Genomic DNA, 23,361 nt, shown 5'->3' on the forward strand with positions numbered 1-23,361 from the left:
AGTCTCTATCATGTCCGAGCCGAAAAGGCTGTTTTTCGCCCTTGAGCTACCGGCTGAAGCCCAGCGGCAAATCGTTCACTGGCGCGCGGCGAACTTTGCGGAAGATGCCGGACGGCCGGTGGCCGCAGATAACCTGCACCTGACGCTGGCCTTTCTTGGCGAAGTCAGCGCGGACAAGCAGCGTGCGCTGGCGGCGCTGGCCGGACGCATCCACCAGCCCGGATTTACGCTCACCCTCGACGATGCCGGCCAGTGGCTGCGTTCCCGCGTGGTGTGGCTTGGCACCCGCCGGCCTCCGCGCGGCCTGTTACAGCTGGCCAGCCTGTTGCGCGCCCAGGCGGCACGCAGCGGCTGCTATCAAAGTCCGCAGCCGTTTCATCCGCACATCACCCTGCTACGCGAGGCCCGCCACGCGGTGCCCATTCCGCCGCCGGGCTTCAGCTGGACCTTTGCCGTCAGCGAATTTGTGCTTTATGAATCCCGTTTTTCCCGCGGACGCACCCGCTATACCGCGCTGGAACGTTACCCCTTTAACAAGGAAAGCTGATGCAGTTCAATCCACCTTTACAATCCGCCACCCTGATTCAGCGTTACAAACGGTTTTTGGCGGATGTGGTCACCCCCGACGGCCGGGAGCTTACGCTGCACTGCCCGAATACCGGCGCGATGACCGGCTGCGCGACTCCCGGCGATACCGTCTGGTACTCCACATCGGATAATCCGAAACGCAAATACGCTCATACCTGGGAATTAACGCAAACCCAGCGCGGCGCGATAATTTGTGTTAATACACTACGCGCGAATATACTGGCAAAAGAGGCGATACTTGCGGGGAATATTGTCGAACTTTCTGGTTATAACACGCTGAAAAGTGAAGTAAAATACGGCGAGGAAAAGAGTCGCATTGACATAATGTTACAGGCAGAAGATCGACAAAACTGCTATATTGAAGTGAAATCGGTTACGTTGGCGGAAAATGACAGCGGTTATTTCCCCGATGCTGTGACCGAACGCGGTCAAAAGCACCTTCGGGAGCTGATGAGCGTGGCGGCGGCAGGCGACCGGGCCGTAATCTTGTTCGCCGTGCTCCATTCGGCGATCGACTGTTTCTCACCCGCGCATCATATTGATGCCAGATACGCACAGCTGTTGATTGAGGCGCAAACCAAGGGGGTAGAAATTCTCGTTTATAAAGCGGAACTTTCTACCGAGATGATGACTCTGAATAAGCCGATTGCCGCGGTGTTAACCCCCGGTAAATAAACGGCTAAATTATGTCCGGGTCGCGAGCGCAAATACGCTTTTCTTCACAGGGTTGTCAAGTGTAACGTTTAGATAATTGCTATCCGGAAAAGCATCTGCTATTTATAGCGGCCTGATTTTTCCCCCAACATGGGGATCGATAGTGCGTGTTAAGGAGAAGCAACATGCAAGAAGGGCAAAACCGTAAAACATCGTCCCTGAGTATTCTCGCCATCGCTGGGGTGGAGCCGTATCAAGAGAAGCCGGGCGAAGAGTATATGAACGAAGCCCAGCTGGCGCACTTCAAGCGTATTCTTGAAGCATGGCGTAATCAACTCAGGGATGAAGTGGATCGCACCGTATCGCACATGCAGGATGAAGCGGCTAACTTCCCGGATCCGGTAGACCGTGCCGCTCAGGAAGAAGAGTTCAGCCTGGAACTGCGTAACCGCGACCGCGAACGTAAACTGATCAAAAAGATCGAGAAAACGCTGAAGAAAGTCGAAGATGAGGATTTCGGCTTCTGCGAATCCTGCGGCGTTGAGATTGGCATTCGCCGTCTGGAAGCGCGTCCGACCGCTGACCTGTGCATCGACTGCAAAACGCTGGCGGAAATTCGCGAAAAGCAGATGGCTGGCTAATTCGCTTCGCTATCGTATCTCCGGCGGGAGTCTCTCCCGCCTACATGTTTTATTCGTCACTCATGAATGACTCACACTATATTGGCCGCTTTGCCCCCTCACCTTCCGGCGAACTTCATTTCGGCTCTTTGATTGCCGCTCTCGGCAGCTATCTTCAGGCCCGTGCGCACAACGGTATCTGGCGCGTACGCATTGAAGATATCGATCCGCCGCGTGAAGTCCCCGGCGCTGCCAGTACGATTCTGCGCCAGCTAGAGCACTACGGCCTGCACTGGGACGGCGAAGTGCTGTGGCAGTCGCAGCGTCACGAAGCCTACCGCGAACGGCTGGCCTGGCTGCACGAACAGGGACTCTGCTATTACTGCACCTGCACCCGGGCGCGCATACACGCCGTCGGCGGCGTGTATGACGGCCACTGCCGCGATTTACGACTCGGCGCACATGACGCCGCCCTGCGTTTACGTCAGACGCGGCCGGTCCTCGCGTTTGATGACCGTCTGCGCGGCCCCCTCGTCGCCGATGAGGCGCTGGCGCGGGAGGATTTCATTATCCACCGCCGCGACGGCCTGTTCGCCTATAATCTGGCGGTGGTCGTGGACGATCATTTCCAGGGGGTCAGCGAAATCGTCCGCGGGGCGGACCTTATCGAACCGACGGTGCGTCAGATTTCGCTGTATCAGCATTTTGGCTGGCAGGCCCCGGATTATGTCCATCTGCCGCTGGCAGTGAATGCCCAGGGGAATAAACTCTCCAAACAAAACCACGCCCCGGCGCTGCCGGAGGGCGATCCGCGCCCCGAAATTATGCGGGCGTTAATGTTTCTTAATCAGGATATTGAGCAGGAATGGCGAGCGTTGACTATTGAGGATCTGCTGAAGAATGCGGTAGCCAACTGGGACCTGCAAAAAATCCAGCATTCTCAAATGGCTCTCTCTGAGCTATGATTAGCCGCTATTTTTCTCGTCGCCTTTCAAGTTGCTCCTGCATTGGCTGCAACCCGAAATGCCTAGAGTAATATTTTGATCTGAAGTCCGTCTGACACTACGAGGTGCAACATTTTTACCCGAGTCGCTAATTTTTGCCGTAAGGTGCTAAGCCGTGAAGAGCGCGACGCAGAAGCCGCCGTTGAACAAACGCATATGACGGTTATCCCGCGTGAACAGCATGCAATTTCCCGCAAAGATATCAGTGATAATGCCCTCAAGGTGCTCTATCGACTGAACAAGGCGGGCTATGAAGCCTATCTCGTCGGCGGTGGCGTACGTGACCTTCTGCTTGGTAAAAAACCGAAAGATTTTGACGTGACAACCAGCGCGACGCCGGATCAGGTACGTAAACTGTTCCGCAACTGTCGTCTGGTGGGCCGTCGTTTCCGCCTCGCGCACGTGATGTTCGGGCCGGAAATCATCGAAGTCGCCACCTTCCGCGGCCACCATGAAGGGCACACCACCGACCGTGTGACTTCACAGCGCGGCCAGAACGGGATGCTGCTGCGCGACAACATCTTCGGTTCGATCGAAGAAGATGCCCAGCGTCGCGACTTCACCATTAACAGCCTGTATTACAGCGTGGCCGATTTTACCGTGCGCGACTACGTCGGCGGCATGAAAGATCTGCAGGAGGGCATGATTCGCCTGATTGGCGATCCGGAAACCCGCTACCGCGAAGATCCGGTCCGCATGCTGCGCGCTGTGCGTTTTGCCGCCAAGCTCAATATGAACATCAGCGCGGAAACCGCCGAGCCGATTCCGCGTCTTGCCGCACTGCTCCACGACGTTCCTCCGGCGCGTCTGTTCGAAGAAGTGCTGAAGCTGCTGCAGGCGGGCTATGGCTATGATACCTACATGCTGCTGCGCGAATATAACCTGTTCCAGCCGCTGTTCCCGACCATCACCCGCTACTTTACCGAGCGCGGCGATAGCCCGATGGAACACATCATTACCCAGGTGCTGAAGAATACCGATAACCGCATCCATAACGATATGCGCGTTAACCCGGCGTTCCTGTTCGCGGTCATGTTCTGGTATCCGCTGCTGGAAATGGCGCAGAAAATCACCCAGGAGAGCGGTCTGGCCTACAACGACGCTTTCGCCCTGGCGATGAACGATGTGCTGGATGAAGCCTGCCGTACGCTGGCCATTCCGAAGCGTATTACCACTCTGGTCCGCGATATCTGGCAGCTGCAGCTGCGCATGTCCCGCCGCCAGGGCAAACGTGCCTGGAAGCTGATGGAACATCCGAAGTTTCGCGCCGCCTACGATCTGCTGGAGCTGCGTGCCGGCGCCGAGAAGAATGGCGAACTGCAGCGTCTGACCAAATGGTGGGGCGAGTTCCAGGTTGCCGCGCCGCCAGATCAAAAAGAGATGCTTAACGAGCTTGATGACGAACCCATACCGCGCCGCCGCCATCGCCGCCCGCGTAAACGCGCTCCGCGCCAGGGTGGCGCATGACCCGCGTCTACATCGCGATCGGCAGTAATCTGGCTTCTCCTCTGGAGCAGGTCAATGCTGCCTTGACGGCGCTGGCGGCCATCCCGGACAGCCGGATGGTCGCCGTCTCCTCTTTTTACCGCACGCCGCCGCTGGGGCCGCAGGATCAGCCTGACTACCTCAACGCCGCCGTCGCCCTGGAGACGGAACTGCAGGCTGAAGCCTTGCTGGATCATACCCAGCGCATCGAACTGCAGCAGGGTCGCCAACGCAAAGCCGAACGCTGGGGCCCCCGCACGCTGGATCTCGATATCATGCTGTTTGGTGATGCGGTGATTCACAGCGAGCGCCTGACGGTACCGCACTACGATATGAAAAACCGTGGTTTTATGCTGTGGCCGCTGTATGAGATTGCCCCGACGCTCCATTTCCCTGACGGCGCCACTCTGCGTCAGGTGCTGGAAAACCTTGGCGCCGAAAAGCCGGCGATCTGGTAGTTTCCCCCTTCCCCATTTTTAGCCATTACGGCGATCGTCGTTATCGGTTGCCTAAAACCATTGCCCCTCTGAACGCTGCTGTTAGAATGCCGGTTAATATGACTTTCATCATCAGGAAACGTTATGAAACCGACCACTATCGCCCTGCTGCAGAAATGCAAACAGGAGAAGCAGCGCTTCGCCACCATCACCGCCTATGACTACAGCTTTGCGAAGCTGTTTGCCGATGAAGGGATCAACGTGATGCTGGTAGGTGACTCGCTGGGCATGACGGTGCAAGGGCACGACTCGACCTTGCCGGTGACCGTGGAAGATATCGCCTATCACACCCAGGCAGTACGCCGCGGCGCCCCCCATTGCCTGCTGCTCGCTGACCTGCCGTTTATGGCCTATGCCACCCCGGAACAGACCTTCGCTAACGCCGCCATCGTAATGCGCGCAGGCGCCAACATGGTCAAGCTTGAAGGCGGCGCCTGGCTTGCGGAAACGGTAAAAATGCTGACGGAACGCGCGGTGCCGGTTTGCGGCCACCTCGGCCTGACCCCGCAGTCGGTCAATATTTTTGGCGGCTATAAAGTGCAGGGCCGCGGCGATGCGGCGCAGGCGCTGTTCGACGACGCGCTGGCACTGGAAGCGGCAGGCGCACAGCTGCTGGTCCTTGAGTGCGTCCCGGTTGAGCTGGCCCAACGTATCACCGAGGCGTTAACCATTCCGGTTATCGGCATTGGTGCAGGCAACGTCACCGACGGGCAGATCCTCGTGATGCATGACGCTTTCGGGATCACCGGCGGCCATATCCCTAAATTTGCTAAAAATTTCCTGGCTGAAGCGGGCGACATGCGCGCCGCAGTGCGGCAGTATATTGTCGACGTGGAGTCCGGCGTTTATCCGGGCGAAGAACACAGTTTCCATTAAGGAGTCTTGTTGTGCTGATTATTGAATCCCTGCCGCTGCTGCGCCAGCATATTCGCCGTTTGCGCCAGGAAGGTAAGCGTATCGCGCTGGTTCCCACTATGGGCAACCTGCACGACGGTCATATGCAGCTGGTGGATACCGCAAAAGCCAGCGCCGATGTCGTGGTGGTCACTATTTTCGTCAACCCGATGCAGTTCGATCGTCCTGACGACCTGTCGCGCTATCCGCGTACCCTGCAGGATGATTGCGAAAAGCTGAACAAACGTAAGGTGGATTTTGTTTTCGCCCCCGCGCCGGCAGAGATCTATCCGCACGGCACCGAAAACCAGACCAGTGTGGATGTGCCGGGGCTGTCGACCATGCTTGAGGGCGCCAGTCGTCCGGGCCACTTTCGCGGCGTATCGACCATCGTCAGCAAGCTGTTTAACCTGGTGCAGCCAGACGTCGCCTGCTTTGGCGAGAAAGACTTCCAGCAGCTGGCGCTGATTCGTAAAATGGTTGCCGACATGGGTTACGATATTGAGATAATCGGCGTACCGATTATTCGTGCTAAAGATGGTTTAGCGCTGAGCTCGCGCAACGGCTACCTCACCACAGAGCAGCGTAAAATTGCGCCGGGCCTGTATAAAGTGCTGAGCGCCGTCGCCGACAAGCTCGCCGCCGGTGAACGTAACCTGGATGAAATCATTACCCTTGCCGGGCAGGAGCTGAACGAGAAAGGCTTCCGCGCCGACGATATCCAGATCCGGGATGCGGATACGCTGCTGGAGCTGACGGCAACCAGTCAACGTGCGGTGATCCTGATGGCCGCATGGTTGGGACAGGCGCGGTTGATCGATAACCACATCGTCGAGCTGGGTCAGTAGACAAGGGTTAAAAATCTGGCAATATTGCCGGACATTTACTCAAAGCGGATGTCATGTCCGCTTCGTATCATTAATGTATAGACCCTGACTCATCCGCTTGCAGAGCGGCGGCAGGCAAGAGCATTACGGTCCCCCGGCAGGGAAAGTCGCTCGCCCGCCAGCCCCTGTACGCTGGAGCAGAACGGGAAGAAAGGTAGACATCATGATTCGTAATATGCTGCAGGGCAAACTCCACCGCGTAAAAGTCACGCAGGCCGACCTGCACTATGAAGGTTCCTGCGCCATTGACCAGGATTTTCTGGATGCCTCCGGTATTCTTGAAAACGAAGCGATCCACATCTGGAACGTGACCAATGGCAACCGCTTCTCCACCTATGCCATTGCCGCCGAACGTGGCTCGCGAATCATTTCGGTGAACGGCGCTGCCGCACACTGCGCCAGCGTGGGTGACATTCTGATTATTGCCAGCTTCGTCACCATGCCTGATGAAGAAGCCCGCCGCTGGCAGCCGAAAGTGGCCTATTTCGAAGGCGACAACGAAATGAAGCGCCAGGCAAAGGCCATTCCGGTGCAGGTTGCCTGATAGCCAATCGCTGACGGTGCACCGCCCAGGCGGAGCACCGTTTATTTATAATAGAATAGTCAGGATAAACATCTTTTAATTGCAGCTGTTACATAAACCACTATTGCCACGATGAATAGTGAAGCAATACAAAGCGACAGAAAGTAATACTTATCCCATATATCACCAGGTATAACTTCTGTATAGCGCCTGATCAGATAGTAGGTTTTGACTTCAGGCATAAATAAAAACAGCAGCACGAATACTACTGTATATAATAATGCTTCGCCAATCCATAATAGCGCGTATTGTATCGGTTTCATTAGTACACCTGTACGGTACCGAAAGCAGTTAATGACGCTGTTACCTGTATTGTTGGCGTATTAAGCAACGCAGCACGTAACAACATAAAATCAGATAGTCGAGGTAGGGTAATACAACCTTCACTAACCCCCTTATAACCTGCTGGATGAAGTCTGAAATGTCCTCTCTGTACTTCTCCCACCCATGTTAGATCGTCTATCATGCCATTGCCGCTGAACGTGGCTCGCGAATCATTTCGGTGCAGGTTGCCTGATAGCCAATCGCTGACGGTGCGCCGCCCAGGCGGGGCACCGTTTATTTATAATAGAACAGTCAGGCTAAACGTCTTTTAATTGCAGCCGTTACATAAACCACTATTGCCACGATGAATAGTGAAGCAATACAAAGAGCCAAAAAATAATACTTATCCCATGTAAAATCGGACATGAATCCTGTTAATTCTGTAATCAGTCTGTACATCTTTATTTCTGGTATCAGCACGTATAACAGTAAGCGCCCCATCTGCGACGTCTTGTGAAAATTGTCCTGTCTGGCAACAATCGCGCCCATCTATTTTGATGGACACGAACGATGAATTCCCAGACAACAAAAGATATTCCCTGCTTCCGTTCTTATTTGCCTGATGCCCTGCGTTTAAGATTTGAAGATAAACTGACCATCCGGGCCATCGCTCAGCGCCTCGGTCTCAGTCATTCCACAATACATACGCTTTTTCAGCGCTTTATTGCATCCGGTATCGCATGGCCATTGCCCGATTCAGTCTCATTCGCTCAGCTTGACGCCATCCTTTATGCCAACAGAAAAAATGAATCCACTCGCCCTGAAATCAGCGAGGAAAAATGGCGAAAAGAACGGCGAGCCAGCTACAGCCGTGAATTTAAGGTCAGTCTGGCTAAGCAGGCATTACAACCCGGTGCTGTTGTTGCCCGGATCGCCAGAGAGCACGATATCAATGATAACCTGCTGTTTAAATGGAAAAGCCAGTACGAGGACGGCTTACTGAGCGATGATGATATACAGGAATGCATGCCTGTCCCGGTGGCACTGACTGATACGCCAGAGCCGATCAGACCAGTTACAAATCCCTTCTGGCGTAACAAGCCTGATGAGTGCCCTGAGTGCGATCCCGAAAACGTCCCACGGTGCGAGCTGCATCTTAAATCAGGTGTGGTAAAACTGTTTGACCCTCTCACTCCGGAACTGTTACGGGCGCTAATCCGCGAAATGAAAGGCGGTGCCCGATGATAACTCTGCCAACCGGTACCAGAATCTGGATCATCGCTGGCGTCACAGATATGCGTTGTGGCTTCAACGGGCTGGCTTCGAAGGTGCAGAATACGCTGAAAGATGACCCGTTCTCCGGGCATATCTTCGTCTTCCGGGGCCGCAGTGGCAAAATGGTGAAAATACTGTGGGCCGATCGTGACGGGTTGTGCCTGTTCGCCAAACGCCTCGAGCAGGGCCGCTTCGTGTGGCCGGTGACCCGCGACGGGAAAGTGCATCTGACACCCGCCCAGTTGTCCATGCTTCTGGAGGGGATCGCGTGGCAACATCCAAAACGGACGGAACGGCCTGGTATACGGATATAACCCGTGATAAAACAGGGGAATGAACAACACACTCCCCGACGACATCGAGCAACTGAAGGCCCTGCTGATCGCACAGCAGGCGGTTATCGTCCGTCTGTCCGGTGAAATAACCGGCTATGCCCGCGAGATCGACTCACTCAGGGCGCTGGTCGCTAAACTGCAGAGAATGTTGTTCGGCCGCAGCAGCGAGAAAAACCGCGAGAAGATAGAAAAGAAGATCGCGCAGGCAGAAAAGCGCATAACCGAGCTCCAGAACAGGCTTGGCGAGGCGCAGTCGCAACTCACCTCAATGGCCGGAGATACGGGATCAAAAACATCAGACACTCCCGCCCGCAAAGCGCTTCCGGTAACACTCCCCCGTGACAGGCGGGTTATCTCCCCGGCAGAAACCGAATGCCCGGTCTGCAGCGGCAAACTAAAACCGCTGGGGGAAAGCATCTCTGAACAGCTGGATATCATCAACACTGCGTTCAGGGTAATCGAAACGGTCCGCCCAAAACTGGCCTGCAGTCGGTGCGACTGCATCGTGCAGGCACCACTGCCACCAAAACCCATCGAGCGCAGTTACGCCAGTCCGGCTCTGCTGGCACGCATTATCATGGCGAAGTTCGCTGAACACCTGCCGCTGTATCGTCAGTCGGAAATCTACGCCCGGCAGGGCGTGGAGCTGAGCCGCAATACGATGGGGCGCTGGGTTGACATTATGGGAGAACAACTTCGTCCGCTGTATGATGAACTGAACCACTATGTGCTGATGCCGGGTAAAGTGCATGCAGACGACACGCCGGTGAGTGTACTGGAGCCTGGTCAGGGTAAAACCCGTACCGGGCGGCTGTGGGTCTATGTTCGTGACGATCGTAACGCCGGCTCAACCATGCCGGCTGCCGTGTGGTTCTCCTACTCTCCCGACCGCAAAGGTATCCATCCACAGCAACATCTGGCGGACTACAGTGGTATCCTGCAGGCCGATGCCTACGCGGGTTACAACGCTCTTTATGAAAGCGGGCGGGTAACCGAAGCGGCCTGTATGGCACATGCCCGACGCAAGCTCCACGATGTTCACGTTCGCCATCCAACGGCGGTAACAGCAGAGGCGCTGAACCGTATCGGGGCGCTGTACGCCATCGAATCGGAGATCCGCGGTAGTCCGGCAGAAGAGCGACTGACAGCCAGGAAAGCCAGAAGTGTTCCGCTGATGCAGTCGCTGTACGACTGGATACAACAGCAGATGGGCACGCTGTCGCGTCACTCAGATACGGCGAAAGCGTTCGCATACCTGCTGAAACAATGGGATGCACTGAACGAATACTGCCGCAATGGCTGGGTGGAGATCGACAATAATCTGTGCGAAAACGCACTTCGAGTGGTGGCGCTGGGACGGCGTAACTACATGTTCTTCGGCTCTGATAGTGGTGGTGACAGTGCGGCAGTGATGTACAGCCTGCTCGGAAGCTGCAAACTCAACGGCATCGAGCCGGAGGCCTGGCTGCACCACGTGATCAGTGTCATCAATACCTGGCCTGCCAACCGCGTGAAAGATCTGTTGCCCTGGAACGTCACCCTCTCTGTAAACTAATTTTTACCCCACGTCCTTCACGAGGCGCTTACGTATAACAGGACAAACACAACTGTAAACAGCAATGCTTGCCCAAACCATAATAGTACGTATTGTATTGGCTTCATGAGAACACCTGTACGGTACCGAAAGCAGTTAATGACGCAACTTCCTGTATTGTGGGCGAATTAAATCAAATAACCATAAATAAAAAATGGACTTTATGCCAGACAACAAATTCTGAAAATAAATAAGATGTTCTCTGGAAAACCTTGTCAGGAATTTATTAGCGGGGTGGCCGGTTTCGTATCACCGACATCCTTTATCCCTGCGGCTGATTGCTGATCAACCGCGACATCGTCTCCAGCGAATCGGTCCGCAGAATATAGAGCCTTTTTAGTAAGAACGGGTTATCCCCCGGCGTCACCTTCCCTCTCACCGTGGTCACCGCCATATGAAAACCGGCGTCGTTCGCCGCCTTGATCGCCGTCGCGTTATAGCCGCCGAAGGGATAAGAAAGATAGAGCACATGCGGATTGAACTGCGAAAGCGCGCGCCGTGAATGCTCAAAATCAAACAGAATATTATGGTAGCTGCGACTCAACAAAATCGGATGGCGTAGCGCATCCACCCGGTGCAGGAAGTGCGTATGGGACTGTATATCAAAAACGTCCTGAATCTGCTTGAGCTCGGAAACGCTCATAAACTGCAGCGATTTCGGCTCCCACTTCTGCGGGTGGCGCTTGATACGCGATGAGATAATAAATGCCGTCGCGTGAAAGCCATACTGCTTCAGAATCGGGTACGCATAGCGGTTAACCGACTTCAGACCATCATCAAAGGTAATCACCACCGAGCGGGCCGGCAGATTGATTTTATTACGCAGATAGCCTTCCAGCTGATACATGGTCAGCGTGGTGTAGCCCCGATCGCGGAGCCAGGTCATCTGGTTGCTGAAGGCACGTACCGAAGTCGTGGTAGAGGTGTGGCGAAAACGGGTGTTCTCTTCATCGCGCAGAATGTGATGATAGGTCAGCATCGGAATACCGCGATCTTCCTGCGCGTCGAGGCTGCTGACCCACGCCAGCCGGTTACCAAGGCGAATTTGAAACCAGGTCTGGTTAAGGCGGTCTTTCAGCTTGCTGATAATGGGATAGCGCAGATTATTCGCCAGGGTGCCAAACGGTGCGCTGCCGACGGCAGGCGCATCGTACACCGGCGTATCTTTCCAGGTAAGCAGATTCTGGTTACTCAGCGGTTTATGCAAATCGCCAAGACTGTCTTCAACCCGCTGCTTGCCCTGCACCGGTTCGAGGTGGCCCTTATCGATAAAGCCGGTGCCGAAACCGAAGCTGAATTCATAATAATCGGCGGATGTCGGCACCACGGCGATAATTTGCCCGGCCCGAATGTTCCCCACGCTCACCACGTCATTGCCGATCTGCGCCCAGATAACCGCATCTTCCGTCGTCTGCATGTAGCGGGCGGGCATGCCCTGCTGGCTAAGCAGACTGGCTGAAGCGCTGAGTGATGTCAGTAAAAGGAGCAGGGCAAAAATTCGGGCAAACATGCAGGTCGGACCGCTAGAGAAATCAACCGCCATTGTAACAAAAGCGGCATCAATACCAATGCTTAATTCCCGAACGCATCATGACGCAGGCGAAAAGGCGGATTTTTTTGCTGCTGGTGCCAGAGGCTGCTGACGACCGGGCTTCCGCTGCTCACGATCGCATCGCGAAACGCTTCGCTGCTCAGGGTGTAGCGCAGAAGATACATGCGCTCCAGCAATGGATAGCTGATGCCGGAGATCACTTCACAGTGGGTATGTTTATGGCTCATCAGGGCCGCCACGCGATAGGGAGGCGCTCCGGTGTTATCGGTCAAAAAAATCACCCCATCGCCGCTGTCCGTGGCGTGCAACGCATCGCACATCATCCGGCTCAACATATTGCTGCTAAGATTACGCCAGTAATTTACCGCCCGACATTGCGCCAGCGGGCCAAACTTTTTTTCCAGACGATCCAGCAGCACTTCCGCCTTCTCATCATGACAGGTAATCACCCACCCCAACATAGACAGCCTCCTTAGCAGAGAAACACTGTAACAAAGGGGATGAAGCAGATGAGTGATGGCAGTCAAGATTAGCAGATAGCGCCTCGCCTGAAGGCCAGGCGCTATTCGCCGACGCGCGGTTAGCTGCGCAGACCGCGTCCACGCTGGATCAGATACCAGCACAGCGCGTAGAACAGAACAATAAAGACCACCAGCACGCCAAAAGTCGTAACCAGCGGAACATCGTTGATACCGAGGAATCCATAGCGGAAGCCGCTGATCATGTACACAATCGGATTAAGGTGCGACAGCGCCTGCCAGAAGGGCGGCAGTAGGGTCAGGGAGTAAAATACCCCACCGAGGTAGGTCAGCGGCGTCAGCACAAAGGTGGGGATCAGGCTGATATCATCAAAGGTTTTGGCAAAAACCGCGTTCAGCAAACCCGCCAGCGAAAAGAGGACCGCGGTCAGAATCAGCGTCAGCCCAACGAACAGCCAGGAATGCACCTGGAACGGCACGAAGAACAACGAGATCGCGGTAACCAGAATCCCTACGCACAGCCCGCGCGCAACCCCGCCGCCAACATAACCGGCGATAACCACGTGCGTCGGCACCGGCGCCACCAGCAGCTCTTCGATATTGCGCTGAAATTTCGCGCTGAAGAACGAGGAGGCCACGTTGGCATAGGCGTTGGTGATCACCGCCATCATGATCAGACCCGGCACAATAAACTGCATATAGGTAAAGCCATGCATTTCGCCGATCCGCGAGCCGATCAAATTGCCAAAGATGACAAAATAGAGGGTCATGGTGATCACCGGCGGCACCAGCGTCTGGATCCAGATACGCATAAAGCGGTGAATTTCCTTGGTCCAGATGCTTTTCAGCGCGATCCAATAAAGCTGCATCATGCTGATTCTCCTTTTCTGTCCTGCACCAGCGTGACAAACAACTCTTCCAGCCGGTTGGCTTTGTTACGCATACTTAACACCTGAACGCCCTGGGCACTCAGCTGGGCAAATACGCTGTTAATCCCCTGCTCGCGCAGCACTTCGACTTCCAGCGTGGAGGTATCCACCAGGCGATACTGGTAACCTTCCAGCGTCGGCAGCGGGCTTTTCGGCGCCAGATCGAGGATGAACGTTTCTGATTTCAACTTGGCAAGCAGCGCCTTCATCGAGGTGTTTTCCACCAGCTCTCCCCGTTGAATAATCCCGATATTGCGACACAGCATCTCCGCCTCTTCCAGATAATGGGTGGTCAGGATGATGGTGGTGCCTTTATCGTTCAAATCCTTGAGAAAACCCCACATCGAGCGGCGAAGTTCGATATCCACGCCCGCGGTGGGTTCATCGAGAATCAGCAGTTTAGGTTCATGCATCAGCGCGCGGGCGATCATCAGGCGTCGCTTCATCCCGCCGGAGAGCATCCTTGCGCGTTCGTTGCGTTTTTCCCACAGATCGAGCTGTTTTAAGTACTTTTCGCTGCGCAGAAGCGCTTCTTTATGCTCCACGCCGTAGTAGCCCGCCTGATGCACGACGATCTGCTGGACGGTTTCAAACGGGTTGAAGTTGAACTCCTGCGGCACCAGCCCGAGCTGACGCTTGGCGTTCACCACGTCCTTTTGCAGGTCGTAGCCAAAGACGTTGACCTCGCCGGAGGTTTTATTTACCAGCGAGCTGATAATGCCAATCGTGGTGGATTTCCCCGCCCCGTTAGGGCCGAGCAGCGCATAAAAATCCCCGGCTTCCACCTGCAGATCGATTCCCCGCAGCGCCTGAACCCCGCCGGGGTAGGTCTTGGTGAGCTGTTTTAATTCCAGAGCAATGGTCATTAAATATCTCTTCTCGTGTCATGACACGCGATGGGTTGTTTTAAATAAAGTGAGGTTAACCTATATTAGCCCAACGCACTTACTTGGTTACAGGCCGTAAACGTCCATGAATGATATAGATACACTCATCAGCAATAATGCACTATGGTCAAAAATGCTGGTGGAAGAAGACCCCGGTTTTTTCGCAAAATTGTCACAAGCGCAGAAGCCACGCTTTCTGTGGATTGGATGTTCTGATAGCCGTGTTCCTGCGGAACGGTTAACCGGCCTTGAGCCCGGTGAACTGTTTGTCCATCGTAACGTCGCCAATCTGGTGATTCATACCGACCTGAACTGTCTTTCCGTGGTGCAGTATGCCGTCGACGTGCTGGAAGTCGAGCATATCATCATCTGCGGCCACTATGGCTGCGGCGGCGTGCAGGCGGCGGTAGAAAACACCGAGCTGGGGCTTATCGACAACTGGCTGCTGCATATTCGCGATATCTGGTTCAAACACAGCTCGCTGCTGGGCGAAATGCCCGAAGAGCGCCGACTGGATACATTATGTGAACTGAACGTGATGGAGCAGGTTTATAACCTGGGCCACTCGACTATTATGCAGTCGGCGTGGAAACGGGGTCAGAAGGTCACCATCCACGGCTGGGCCTACGGTATCCATGACGGGATGTTACGCGATCTTGATGTGACCGCCGTCAGCCGTGAAACCCTTGAACAGCGCTACCGTCACGGGATTTCCAACCTCAAGAGCAAACACGCCAACCACAAGTAAGCCACCCGCTTGAGAAAACCCCGGCAGCGCGGCGCGCCATCGTCCGGGGTCGCATGAAACCTTACTCGTCCAGCAGTACCACTTTGCCGACGTACGGCAGATGACGGTAGCGCTGCGCGTAATCAATCCCGTAGCCGACCACGAACTCATCCGGGATGGCAAAGCCAACAAACTCGACCGGCACGTTCACTTCACGACGGCTCGGCTTATCCAGCAGCGTACAAATAGCCAGAGATTTCGGCTCACGCAGGCTGAGAATTTCACGCACTTTAGACAGCGTGTTGCCGGAATCGATAATGTCTTCCACAATCAATACGTCTTTACCGCGAATGTCTTCATCCAGATCTTTCAGGATTTTCACGTCACGGGTCGTCGACATGCCGCTGCCGTAGCTGGAGGCGGTCATAAAATCGACTTCATGCGGCACCTGCACTTCACGGCACAGGTCGGCCATAAACATAAATGAGCCGCGCAGCAGCCCCACCAGCACCATTTCGCTGCCGCTGTCTTTGTAGCACTCGTTGATTTGACGACCCAGTTCGGCGATACGCGCTTTGATCTCGGCTTCCGGGATCATCACTTCTACAGTATGTTTCATTAAACTAACCATTTGATTCTTAATGTAAATCATCAACACCGCTGCGAATGCACCGACATTGACCGGCAAGCTATGCAGTATACCAGTAAAAAGAAATATGCGATGCAGGGAATAATAAAGCCCATTTTGTGATTCCGATCACACTTGTTAAATCCTATAATTAATTGCAATTAAAAATTAACAAACAACCGAGTGTCTTTCTATGGCAGAAACAAAGTCTCAACAATCACGGCTTCTCGTGACGCTGACAGCGCTCTTTGCAGCGTTCTGCGGCCTGTATCTTCTTATTGGCGGGGTATGGCTGGCGGCTCTTGGCGGCTCCTGGTACTACCCTATTGCTGGCCTGGTCATGCTGGCCGTCACCGTGATGCTGTTACAGGGCAAACGCGCAGCGCTCTGGCTGTATGCTGCGCTGCTTCTCGCCACCATGATCTGGGGCGTCTGGGAAGTCGGCTTTGACTTCTGGGCGCTTACGCCGCGTAGCGATATCCTGGTCTTCTTCGGCATCTGGCTTATTTTGCCTTTTGTCTGGCGTCGTCTGCCGATCCCATCGGGCGGCGCGGTCGCCGGTCTGATCGTTGCCCTGCTGATCAGCGGCGGCATCCTGACCTGGGCCGGTTTTAATGACCCGCAGGAAGTGAACGGCACCCTGAATGCCGATGCGACGCCTGCGGCGCCGATCTCCACGGTTGCCGATAGCGACTGGCCGGCGTATGGCCGTAATCAGGAAGGTCAGCGTTATTCGCCGCTGAAGCAAATCAATGCCGATAACGTGAAAAACCTGAAGGAAGCCTGGGTGTTCCGCACCGGCGACCTGAAGCAGCCGAACGATCCGGGTGAAATCACCAACGAAGTGACGCCAATTAAAGTGGGGAACATGCTGTACCTGTGTACCGCCCACCAGCGTCTGTTTGCTCTTGATGCGGCTACCGGGAAAGAAAAATGGCACTTTGACCCGCAGCTGAACGCGGATCCGTCCTTCCAGCACGTCACCTGTCGCGGCGTCTCCTATCACGAAGCGAAAGCAGACAAGGCGCCGGCAGACGTCGTCGCCAACTGTCCGCGCCGGATTATCCTGCCGGTCAACGATGGTCGCCTGTTCGCGATTAACGCCGACAACGGCCAGCTGTGCGAATCCTTTGCCAACAAAGGTATTCTCAATCTGCAGACCAATATGCCGGTCACCACGCCGGGGATGTATGAACCAACGTCTCCGCCGATCGTGACCGATACCACCATTATCATTGCCGGCGCCGTGACCGATAACTTCTCAACGCGCGAACCGTCGGGCGTTATTCGCGGCTTTGACGTCAACACCGGTAAACTGCTGTGGGTCTTCGATCCGGGCGCGAAAGATCCGAACGCCATTCCGGATGATCAACATCATTTCACGCTGAACTCCCCGAACTCCTGGGCACCTGCGGCCTATGATGCGAAGCTGGACCTCGTGTACCTGCCGATGGGCGTGACCACGCCGGATATCTGGGGCGGTAACCGTACGCCGGAACAGGAACGCTACGCCAGCTCTATCGTGGCGCTGAACGCGACCACCGGTAAACTGGCATGGAGCTATCAGACCGTTCACCACGATCTGTGGGACATGGATATGCCGTCTCAGCCTACGCTGGCGGATATCGACGTTAACGGTAAAACTGTTCCGGTCATCTACGCACCGGCCAAAACCGGTAATATCTTCGTTCTCGACCGTCGTAACGGCGAACTGGTTGTCCCGGCACCGGAAAAACCGGTTCCTCAGAGCGCAGCGAAAGGCGATTATGTCTCGAAAACTCAGCCATTCTCCGACCTGAGCTTCCGTCCGAAGAAAGATTTGACCGGCGCGGATATGTGGGGCGCCACCATGTTCGATCAGCTGGTGTGCCGCGTTATCTTCCACCAGCTGCGTTATGAAGGCATCTTCACCCCGCCGTCAGAACAAGGCACGCTGGTCTTCCCGGGTAACCTGGGAATGTTTGAATGGGGCGGGATTTCCGTTGATCCGAACCGTCAGGTGGCCATCGCCAACCCAATGGCGCTGCCGTTTGTATCGAAACTGATCCCACGCGGCCCGGGCAACCCGATGGAGCCGCCAAAAGACGCGAAAGGTTCCGGTACCGAATCCGGCATACAGCCGCAGTATGGCGTACCGTTCGGCGTGACCCTCAACGCCTTCCTGTCGCCGTTTGGCCTGCCGTGCAAACAGCCGGCCTGGGGTTACATCTCCGCGCTGGATCTGAAAACCAACGAAGTGGTATGGAAAAAACGTATCGGTACGCCGCAGGATAGCCTGCCGTTCCCGATGCCGGTCCAGCTGCCGTTTAACCTCGGTATGCCGATGCTTGGTGGCCCGATCTCCACCGCGGGCAACGTGCTGTTTATTGGCGCTACCGCCGATAACTACCTGCGCGCCTACAACATGAGCAACGGGGAAAAACTGTGGCAGGCCCGTCTGCCGGCAGGCGGCCAGGCGACGCCGATGACCTATGAAGTGAATGGCAAACAGTATGTGGTCATCGCCGCAGGCGGCCACGGCTCGTTTGGCACGAAGATGGGTGACTATATCGTCGCCTATGCACTGCCTGATGAGGCGCAATAAGCCCAGGTAAAAACGCAGTAACAAAACAGAAGGCCCGGTGAACACCGGGCCTCTTTATTATGCGGGCAGAATATCCCCGGCGGGGAAAAACCTACACCGTAAAGCCGAGCATCATGCCGGTATCTTCATGTTCCAGCAGGTGGCAGTGCGCCATATAGGCATGCGCTTTCGACGCACCGTGATCGAACTTCACCAGCACTTCACTAACGCCCCCCTCAACCCGGACGGTATCTTTCCAGCCTGAACGATGCGCGGCAGGCGCAGCGCCATTTTCCGACAGAATACGGAACTGGGTGCCGTGAATATGGAACGGGTGCAGCATCATGTCGCCTTTGCCGGAAATCACCCAGCGCTCAAACTGCCCTTTCGCCGCGGCGAACAGCGGGGTATTCATATCAAAGGCCTGGCCATTGATCCGGTTAGCATCATGGAAATCGAAACCGTCGGCACCGTGGTTCATCTGTCCCATGCCGCCGTGGTTCATGTTCCCCATATCGCCATGATTCATCTGCCCCTTGGCGCTCATATTGCCCATATTGCCGTGATCCATCATGCTACCGTGGTTCATGCCGGACATCGCCCGATCACCATATTTTTGCATCAGCGCCTGCATTCCCATCATGTCCAGCATCGGATCCATCGACAGCTGGAGCGTGCGCTGTGTCAGCCCCTCCAGCGACGGCAGCGCCGGCATGCTGACCAAAGAATCCGGCAGTGTGCCGGATGCCTGGATAGTCAGCGGCTGGATGCGCAGGACCGGCTGCGGCTTGTCGAACGGCACAATCGCCATCCCCATTTGACTCACCGGCAAGGTGAGCAGATCGAAGGCTTTACCGTCGCGGGTATCCACCAGCACTTCAAAGCGCTCCCCTATTAACACCGGCAGCTCGCTGACTTTCACCGGTTCGGCAAGCAGTCCTCCGTCGCTGGCGATAACGTACATCGACCGGTTATCGCTGGTGGTGAAATTCAGCGAGCGGGCGTTACAGCCGTTCAGTAAACGTAAGCGCAGCCAGCCGCGCGGCGCGGCATGTTCAGGGTAGAGCGCCCCGTTTGCCAGCAAGGTATCGCCAAACCAGCCGACCGCCGCGCTCATGATGTCGAGCTGATAATCGATCTCGCCGGCGGCGGTAAAACGCTTATCCTGCACAATCACCGGTACATCATCGATCCCCCACTGCCTGGGCAACAGCAACCGCTCGCTTTCCTCATCAGAAATCAGCACCAGCCCCGCCAGCCCCATCGCCACCTGACGACCGGTTTTTCCATGCTGGTGCGGGTGGAACCAGCAGGTGGCGGCCCGCTGGCTGGGGGTAAAGTTCACGCTGCGGGAGGCGCCTGGCGCGATGATCCCCTGCGGACCGCCGTCGACCTCACCCGGCACCTCCAGCCCATGCCAGTGTACGGTGGTCTCTTCGGCCAGGCGATTATGGATATCCACGGTCACCGCCTCCCCTTTTTTGAGCTTCAGCGCCGGCCCCAACAGATTGCCGTTATAGCCCCAGGTGGTCGCCTGATGCGGACCAAACTGCGTTTTTCCGGCCTGGATCGTTAATGTGATGCGATTACGTGCGTCGGCGGTCAGAAGATCGGGCACCGGCAGAGCCGGGCGGCTGGCGGCGAAAACCGGGCGGCTCCACAGCGGCAGCGCGCTGAATACGCTGGCCGCCGCGGTTAATTTGATAAATTCACGACGTTGCATTTTCACATCCTTTTTATTCTGCTGGTGAACTTTTGAGCTTAAACCTTCCACCAGCAGGAAGGTCAAGCAGAAGAGTAAGAATAAAGCTCTACGTAGTGTAAAGAAGTATGCTAACGTTGAGCGTCCGTGATTCAATGGTAGAGAAAATGAAGACGCTTTTCAGAACAATAGTGCTCGGCAGCCTGCTTGCTCTATCCGCCAATAGCTATGCGTTAAGTGAGTCCGAAGCGGAAGATATGGCTGATTTAACGGCGGTATTTGTCTTTCTGAAAAACGACTGCGGTTACCAGAATCTGCCGAATACCCAAATTCGTCGCGCGCTGGTCTTTTTTGCTCAACAGAACCAATGGGATCTGAGCAACTACGACAGTTTCAATATGAAGGCGCTCGGTGAAGACAGCTACCGCGACCTCAGCGGTATCAAAATCCCCACGACGAAAAAATGCAAGGCGTTGGCCCGCGATTCGCTGAGCCTGCTCGCTTACGTGAAATAGTCCACCCGCCGGGCCCGAACACAATCCCGCCGCCTGTATAAGGTGGCATGGTCTTCCCGTCCCGCCATTCCTGCCATGCAGCCTGCCGCCATGCGAACGGCTGAAATATCCACCGTGCATCATCATCCAGAGTTGGCTATGATGTTGCGCTCGTTTTTCGAGCGTACCGGATGTTCACAATGGAGGAACCCGCCTGTGGCTGATAACAATCTGTGGCATGAAACGCTGCACGACCATTTTGGTCAGTATTTTGCGGTTGATAAGGTGCTGTATCACGAAAAGACCGATCACCAGGATTTGATCATTTTTGAGAATGCAGCCTTTGGCCGCGTGATGGCGCTGGACGGGGTGGTACAAACCAGCGAACGCGATGAGTTTATCTATCATGAGATGATGACCCATGTCCCGCTGATGGCCCACGGCAAGGCGAAACATGTGCTGATCATCGGCGGCGGTGACGGCGCGATGCTGCGAGAAGTGTCTCGTCACAGCACCATCGAAACCATCACCATGGTCGAAATCGACGCTGGCGTGGTCTCATTCTGCCGCCAGTATCTGCCAAATCATAACGCGGGCGCTTATGACGATCCGCGCTTTACGCTGGTGATTGACGATGGCGTCAATTTTGTTAACCAGACCACGCAAACGTTTGATGTGATAATCTCCGACTGCACCGACCCTATCGGTCCCGGCGAGAGCCTGTTCACCTCGGCCTTTTACGAAGGCTGCAAGCGCTGCCTGAACCCCGGCGGCATTTTTGTCGCCCAGAACGGCGTCTGCTTCCTGCAACAGGATGAAACGATCGACAGCCACCGCAAACTCGGCCACTATTTCAGCGATGTCAGCTTCTATCAGGCCGCGATTCCGACCTACTATGGCGGCATTATGACCTTCGCGTGGGCGACCGATAATGCTGCCCTGCGCGACCTGTCCAATGAAATTATCCAGGCGCGTTTTCACAAAGCGAACCTGAAGTGCCGTTACTATAATCCGGCCATTCACAAGGCGGCCTTTGCCCTACCGCAATATTTACAGGATGCGCTGTCCGCCAGCGATCCTCAGTAAGGGGGTGAACTAAATTGAAAAAACTGAAGCTGCACGGCTTTAACAACCTGACCAAGAGCCTGAGTTTTTGTATTTACGATATCTGCTACGCCAAAACGGCAGAGGAGCGCGATGGCTACATCGCCTATATAGATGAACTCTATAACGCCAACCGTCTGACCGAGATTTTGTCAGAGACCTGCTCGATCATCGGTGCCAACATTCTGAACATTGCCCGCCAGGATTATGAACCTCAGGGGGCCAGCGTCACGATTCTGGTCAGTGAAGAACCGGTTGATCCGCAGCTTATCGACCAGACCGAACGCCCGGGCCCGCTCCCGGAAGCCGTCGTCGCCCATCTCGACAAGAGCCATATTTGCGTGCACACCTACCCGGAAAGCCATCCCGAGGGCGGGCTGTGCACCTTCCGTGCTGATATCGAAGTCTCCACCTGTGGGGTTATTTCACCGCTTAATGCGTTGAATTATCTCATCCATCAGCTGGAATCTGACATTGTCACTATTGATTATCGCGTCCGCGGTTTTACCCGTGATATCAATGGCATGAAGCACTTTATTGACCATGAAATCAATTCCATTCAGAACTTTATGTCCGAGGACATCAAAGCGCTGTATGACATGGTAGACGTCAACGTCTACCAGGAAAATATCTTCCACACCAAAATGCTGCTGAAAGAGTTCGATCTGAAGCACTACATGTTCCACACCAGGCCCGAAGACCTCAGCGCAGAAGAGCGCAAGTCCATCACCAGTCTACTGTGGAAAGAGATGCGAGAAATTTACTACGCCCGCAACATTCCGTATATCTGAGAAACGCAGACAGGGCTACGGCAGTGGCCCTGTCTGGTTATGCCAGGTGAAGCCGGCAAGGCAGGTTGGCGAGCGCCTCCTGCGCCTGGGTCGCCAGGCCGCGATCGGTGACGATATCCGTCAGACTGGCAAGCGGGGTGACGCAAAACAGCGACCAGGAGCCATATTTGCTGCTGTCCGCTAACAGCACCCGGCGGCTCGCATTCAGCGCCAGATCCTGCTTGAGCCCCGCCTTCTCTTCCGTCGGCGTGGTAATCCCCTTCTCCAGACTCCATGAATTACAGCTAATAAATGCGATATCCGGGTAGATACCGCGCAGCAGTTTACGACCGTGATCGCCAATGCATGACTGGCTGCTGTCATCGATGCGACCGCCGATGATGGTCACCTCGATCTGCTTAAACTCCGAGAGAAACAGGGCGATGCGTAAATCGGAGGTAATTACGCGCAGCGGCAGCGAAGTCAGGTTACGCGCCAGCTCCAGCATCGTCGTCCCGGCATCCAGCACGACCGAATCGCCGGCTTTAATCATCGACAGGGCCAGTAGGGCAATCGCGCTCTTTTCCTGGGGATGCAGCAGCTGCTTTTCATTGGTCGTCGGCTGGGCCGGGATAAAGCGGTTAAGCGCCACGCCGCCGTGGCTGCGATTAATCACGCCCTGCTCATCCAGCTTAATCAGATCGCGACGTATGGTCGCGGGCGAAGCGTCAATAGCGGTAACCAGTTGTTCAACGGTGACCAGATTATGGCCTTTCAGATAGTCCAGAATCTGGTCTAAGCGATTTTGTGACTTCATATCCCTTTCATCTTTCACGTTGTAAGCCG

The 23,361-nt window shown here is 55.2% G+C and carries 26 protein-coding genes; 17 read left to right on the top strand and 9 right to left on the bottom strand.

What is annotated here, in order from left to right; translation table 11 throughout:
- Window positions 1-10 precede the first annotated feature (10 nt).
- The 9 genes from thpR to panD all read left to right on the top strand — a co-directional run bounded on the left by thpR (window position 11) and on the right by panD (window position 7,173).
- Window positions 11-547 (top strand): RNA 2',3'-cyclic phosphodiesterase, encoded by a 537-nt coding sequence (gene thpR, locus Electrica_RS20795; RefSeq protein ID WP_141965307.1) that lies wholly within the window; start codon window positions 11-13, stop codon window positions 545-547.
- On the top strand, window positions 547-1,263 hold the full coding sequence (sfsA, locus tag Electrica_RS20800) for a DNA/RNA nuclease SfsA (protein WP_131049258.1): 717 nt from the start codon (window positions 547-549) through the stop codon (window positions 1,261-1,263). Before thpR ends, sfsA begins: the two co-directional genes overlap by 1 nt.
- Window positions 1,264-1,427: 164 nt before the next feature.
- Complete coding sequence (gene dksA, locus Electrica_RS20805) at window positions 1,428-1,883, top strand: RNA polymerase-binding protein DksA (protein WP_004858018.1); 456 nt, start codon at window positions 1,428-1,430, stop codon at window positions 1,881-1,883.
- 62 nt (window positions 1,884-1,945) lie between these two features.
- Window positions 1,946-2,827 carry a tRNA glutamyl-Q(34) synthetase GluQRS gene (gene gluQRS, locus Electrica_RS20810; protein WP_100682518.1) on the top strand — a complete coding sequence of 294 codons (882 nt, stop codon included), beginning with the start codon at window positions 1,946-1,948 and terminating at the stop codon, window positions 2,825-2,827.
- Between the two features lie 111 nt (window positions 2,828-2,938).
- A complete protein-coding gene (gene pcnB / locus Electrica_RS20815; protein WP_100682519.1) occupies window positions 2,939-4,333 on the top strand; it encodes a polynucleotide adenylyltransferase PcnB in 1,395 nt (464 codons plus the stop codon).
- Window positions 4,330-4,809, top strand: a complete 480-nt coding sequence (gene folK, locus Electrica_RS20820; protein WP_141965308.1) for a 2-amino-4-hydroxy-6-hydroxymethyldihydropteridine diphosphokinase — start codon at window positions 4,330-4,332, stop codon at window positions 4,807-4,809. The genes pcnB and folK overlap by 4 nt, the downstream gene beginning before the upstream one ends.
- Before the next feature lie 123 nt (window positions 4,810-4,932).
- The gene (panB, locus tag Electrica_RS20825; RefSeq protein WP_131049257.1) at window positions 4,933-5,724 is read left to right on the top strand and encodes a 3-methyl-2-oxobutanoate hydroxymethyltransferase; all 792 of its coding nucleotides are present in this window, start codon (window positions 4,933-4,935) and stop codon (window positions 5,722-5,724) included.
- An 11-nt stretch (window positions 5,725-5,735) separates the two neighbouring features.
- Window positions 5,736-6,590 carry a pantoate--beta-alanine ligase gene (panC, locus tag Electrica_RS20830; protein ID WP_131049256.1) on the top strand — a complete coding sequence of 285 codons (855 nt, stop codon included), beginning with the start codon at window positions 5,736-5,738 and terminating at the stop codon, window positions 6,588-6,590.
- 202 nt (window positions 6,591-6,792) lie between these two features.
- Window positions 6,793-7,173, top strand: a complete 381-nt coding sequence (gene panD / locus Electrica_RS20835; protein ID WP_004858002.1) for an aspartate 1-decarboxylase — start codon at window positions 6,793-6,795, stop codon at window positions 7,171-7,173.
- Window positions 7,174-7,232: 59 nt separating this feature from the next.
- On the opposite strand, the gene Electrica_RS20840 is transcribed toward panD, so the two are convergent.
- Both Electrica_RS20840 and Electrica_RS20845 read right to left on the bottom strand, forming a co-directional pair.
- Complete coding sequence (locus Electrica_RS20840) at window positions 7,233-7,475, bottom strand: hypothetical protein (protein ID WP_131049255.1); 243 nt, start codon at window positions 7,473-7,475, stop codon at window positions 7,233-7,235.
- Window positions 7,475-7,678: a tlde1 domain-containing protein gene (locus tag Electrica_RS20845; RefSeq protein ID WP_077272455.1), complete on the bottom strand. Its 204-nt coding sequence runs from the start codon at window positions 7,676-7,678 to the stop codon at window positions 7,475-7,477. The genes Electrica_RS20840 and Electrica_RS20845 overlap by 1 nt, the downstream gene beginning before the upstream one ends.
- Before the next feature lie 368 nt (window positions 7,679-8,046).
- Between Electrica_RS20845 and tnpA the strand changes: the two genes are divergently transcribed.
- Genes tnpA through tnpC form a run of 3 tightly spaced genes read left to right on the top strand, consistent with a single transcriptional unit; the run spans window position 8,047 to window position 10,641 of the window.
- Window positions 8,047-8,721 carry an IS66-like element accessory protein TnpA gene (gene tnpA / locus Electrica_RS20850; RefSeq protein ID WP_141964153.1) on the top strand — a complete coding sequence of 225 codons (675 nt, stop codon included), beginning with the start codon at window positions 8,047-8,049 and terminating at the stop codon, window positions 8,719-8,721.
- A complete protein-coding gene (tnpB, locus tag Electrica_RS20855) occupies window positions 8,718-9,065 on the top strand; it encodes an IS66 family insertion sequence element accessory protein TnpB (protein WP_141964154.1) in 348 nt (115 codons plus the stop codon). The genes tnpA and tnpB overlap by 4 nt, the downstream gene beginning before the upstream one ends.
- Before the next feature lie 19 nt (window positions 9,066-9,084).
- Window positions 9,085-10,641, top strand: coding sequence for an IS66 family transposase (gene tnpC / locus Electrica_RS20860; protein ID WP_141964155.1), 1,557 nt, complete (start codon window positions 9,085-9,087; stop codon window positions 10,639-10,641).
- Between the two features lie 301 nt (window positions 10,642-10,942).
- On the opposite strand, the gene Electrica_RS20865 is transcribed toward tnpC, so the two are convergent.
- The 4 genes from Electrica_RS20865 to Electrica_RS20880 all read right to left on the bottom strand — a co-directional run bounded on the left by Electrica_RS20865 (window position 10,943) and on the right by Electrica_RS20880 (window position 14,506).
- On the bottom strand, window positions 10,943-12,190 hold the full coding sequence (locus Electrica_RS20865; protein ID WP_100682659.1) for a polysaccharide deacetylase family protein: 1,248 nt from the start codon (window positions 12,188-12,190) through the stop codon (window positions 10,943-10,945).
- Between the two features lie 62 nt (window positions 12,191-12,252).
- Window positions 12,253-12,693: a PTS sugar transporter subunit IIA gene (locus Electrica_RS20870; protein ID WP_141965309.1), complete on the bottom strand. Its 441-nt coding sequence runs from the start codon at window positions 12,691-12,693 to the stop codon at window positions 12,253-12,255.
- A gap of 119 nt (window positions 12,694-12,812) precedes the next feature.
- Window positions 12,813-13,583 (bottom strand): ABC transporter permease, encoded by a 771-nt coding sequence (locus tag Electrica_RS20875; protein ID WP_100682526.1) that lies wholly within the window; start codon window positions 13,581-13,583, stop codon window positions 12,813-12,815.
- Entirely contained in the window at window positions 13,580-14,506 is a 927-nt protein-coding gene (locus Electrica_RS20880; protein WP_100682527.1) for an ABC transporter ATP-binding protein, read from the bottom strand. Before Electrica_RS20880 ends, Electrica_RS20875 begins: the two co-directional genes overlap by 4 nt.
- A gap of 106 nt (window positions 14,507-14,612) precedes the next feature.
- Between Electrica_RS20880 and can the strand changes: the two genes are divergently transcribed.
- The gene (gene can, locus Electrica_RS20885; RefSeq protein ID WP_100682528.1) at window positions 14,613-15,275 is read left to right on the top strand and encodes a carbonate dehydratase; all 663 of its coding nucleotides are present in this window, start codon (window positions 14,613-14,615) and stop codon (window positions 15,273-15,275) included.
- 61 nt (window positions 15,276-15,336) lie between these two features.
- On the opposite strand, the gene hpt is transcribed toward can, so the two are convergent.
- The gene (gene hpt, locus Electrica_RS20890; RefSeq protein WP_015585135.1) at window positions 15,337-15,873 is read right to left on the bottom strand and encodes a hypoxanthine phosphoribosyltransferase; all 537 of its coding nucleotides are present in this window, start codon (window positions 15,871-15,873) and stop codon (window positions 15,337-15,339) included.
- Between the two features lie 202 nt (window positions 15,874-16,075).
- Here hpt and Electrica_RS20895 point away from each other — a divergent pair, with 202 nt between their 5' ends.
- On the top strand, window positions 16,076-18,466 hold the full coding sequence (locus tag Electrica_RS20895; RefSeq protein ID WP_141965310.1) for a glucose/quinate/shikimate family membrane-bound PQQ-dependent dehydrogenase: 2,391 nt from the start codon (window positions 16,076-16,078) through the stop codon (window positions 18,464-18,466).
- A 91-nt stretch (window positions 18,467-18,557) separates the two neighbouring features.
- Here the strand turns inward: Electrica_RS20895 and cueO are convergent, their stop codons facing one another.
- Window positions 18,558-20,168, bottom strand: coding sequence for a multicopper oxidase CueO (gene cueO / locus Electrica_RS20900; protein WP_141965311.1), 1,611 nt, complete (start codon window positions 20,166-20,168; stop codon window positions 18,558-18,560).
- Between the two features lie 146 nt (window positions 20,169-20,314).
- Between cueO and Electrica_RS20905 the strand changes: the two genes are divergently transcribed.
- The 3 genes from Electrica_RS20905 (at window position 20,315) to speD (ending at window position 22,536) form a co-directional block, all read left to right on the top strand.
- Window positions 20,315-20,662, top strand: coding sequence for a YacC family pilotin-like protein (locus tag Electrica_RS20905; protein WP_015585138.1), 348 nt, complete (start codon window positions 20,315-20,317; stop codon window positions 20,660-20,662).
- Window positions 20,663-20,857: 195 nt separating this feature from the next.
- Window positions 20,858-21,727, top strand: coding sequence for a polyamine aminopropyltransferase (gene speE / locus Electrica_RS20910; RefSeq protein WP_141965312.1), 870 nt, complete (start codon window positions 20,858-20,860; stop codon window positions 21,725-21,727).
- A 14-nt stretch (window positions 21,728-21,741) separates the two neighbouring features.
- Window positions 21,742-22,536, top strand: coding sequence for an adenosylmethionine decarboxylase (gene speD / locus Electrica_RS20915; RefSeq protein WP_141965313.1), 795 nt, complete (start codon window positions 21,742-21,744; stop codon window positions 22,534-22,536).
- Between the two features lie 37 nt (window positions 22,537-22,573).
- Here speD and Electrica_RS20920 read toward each other — a convergent pair whose 3' ends face one another.
- Window positions 22,574-23,332, bottom strand: coding sequence for a DeoR/GlpR family DNA-binding transcription regulator (locus Electrica_RS20920; RefSeq protein ID WP_141965314.1), 759 nt, complete (start codon window positions 23,330-23,332; stop codon window positions 22,574-22,576).
- Window positions 23,333-23,361 lie beyond the last annotated feature (29 nt).

Source organism: Klebsiella electrica, assembly GCF_006711645.1.
Taxonomy (GTDB): domain Bacteria; phylum Pseudomonadota; class Gammaproteobacteria; order Enterobacterales; family Enterobacteriaceae; genus Klebsiella; species Klebsiella electrica.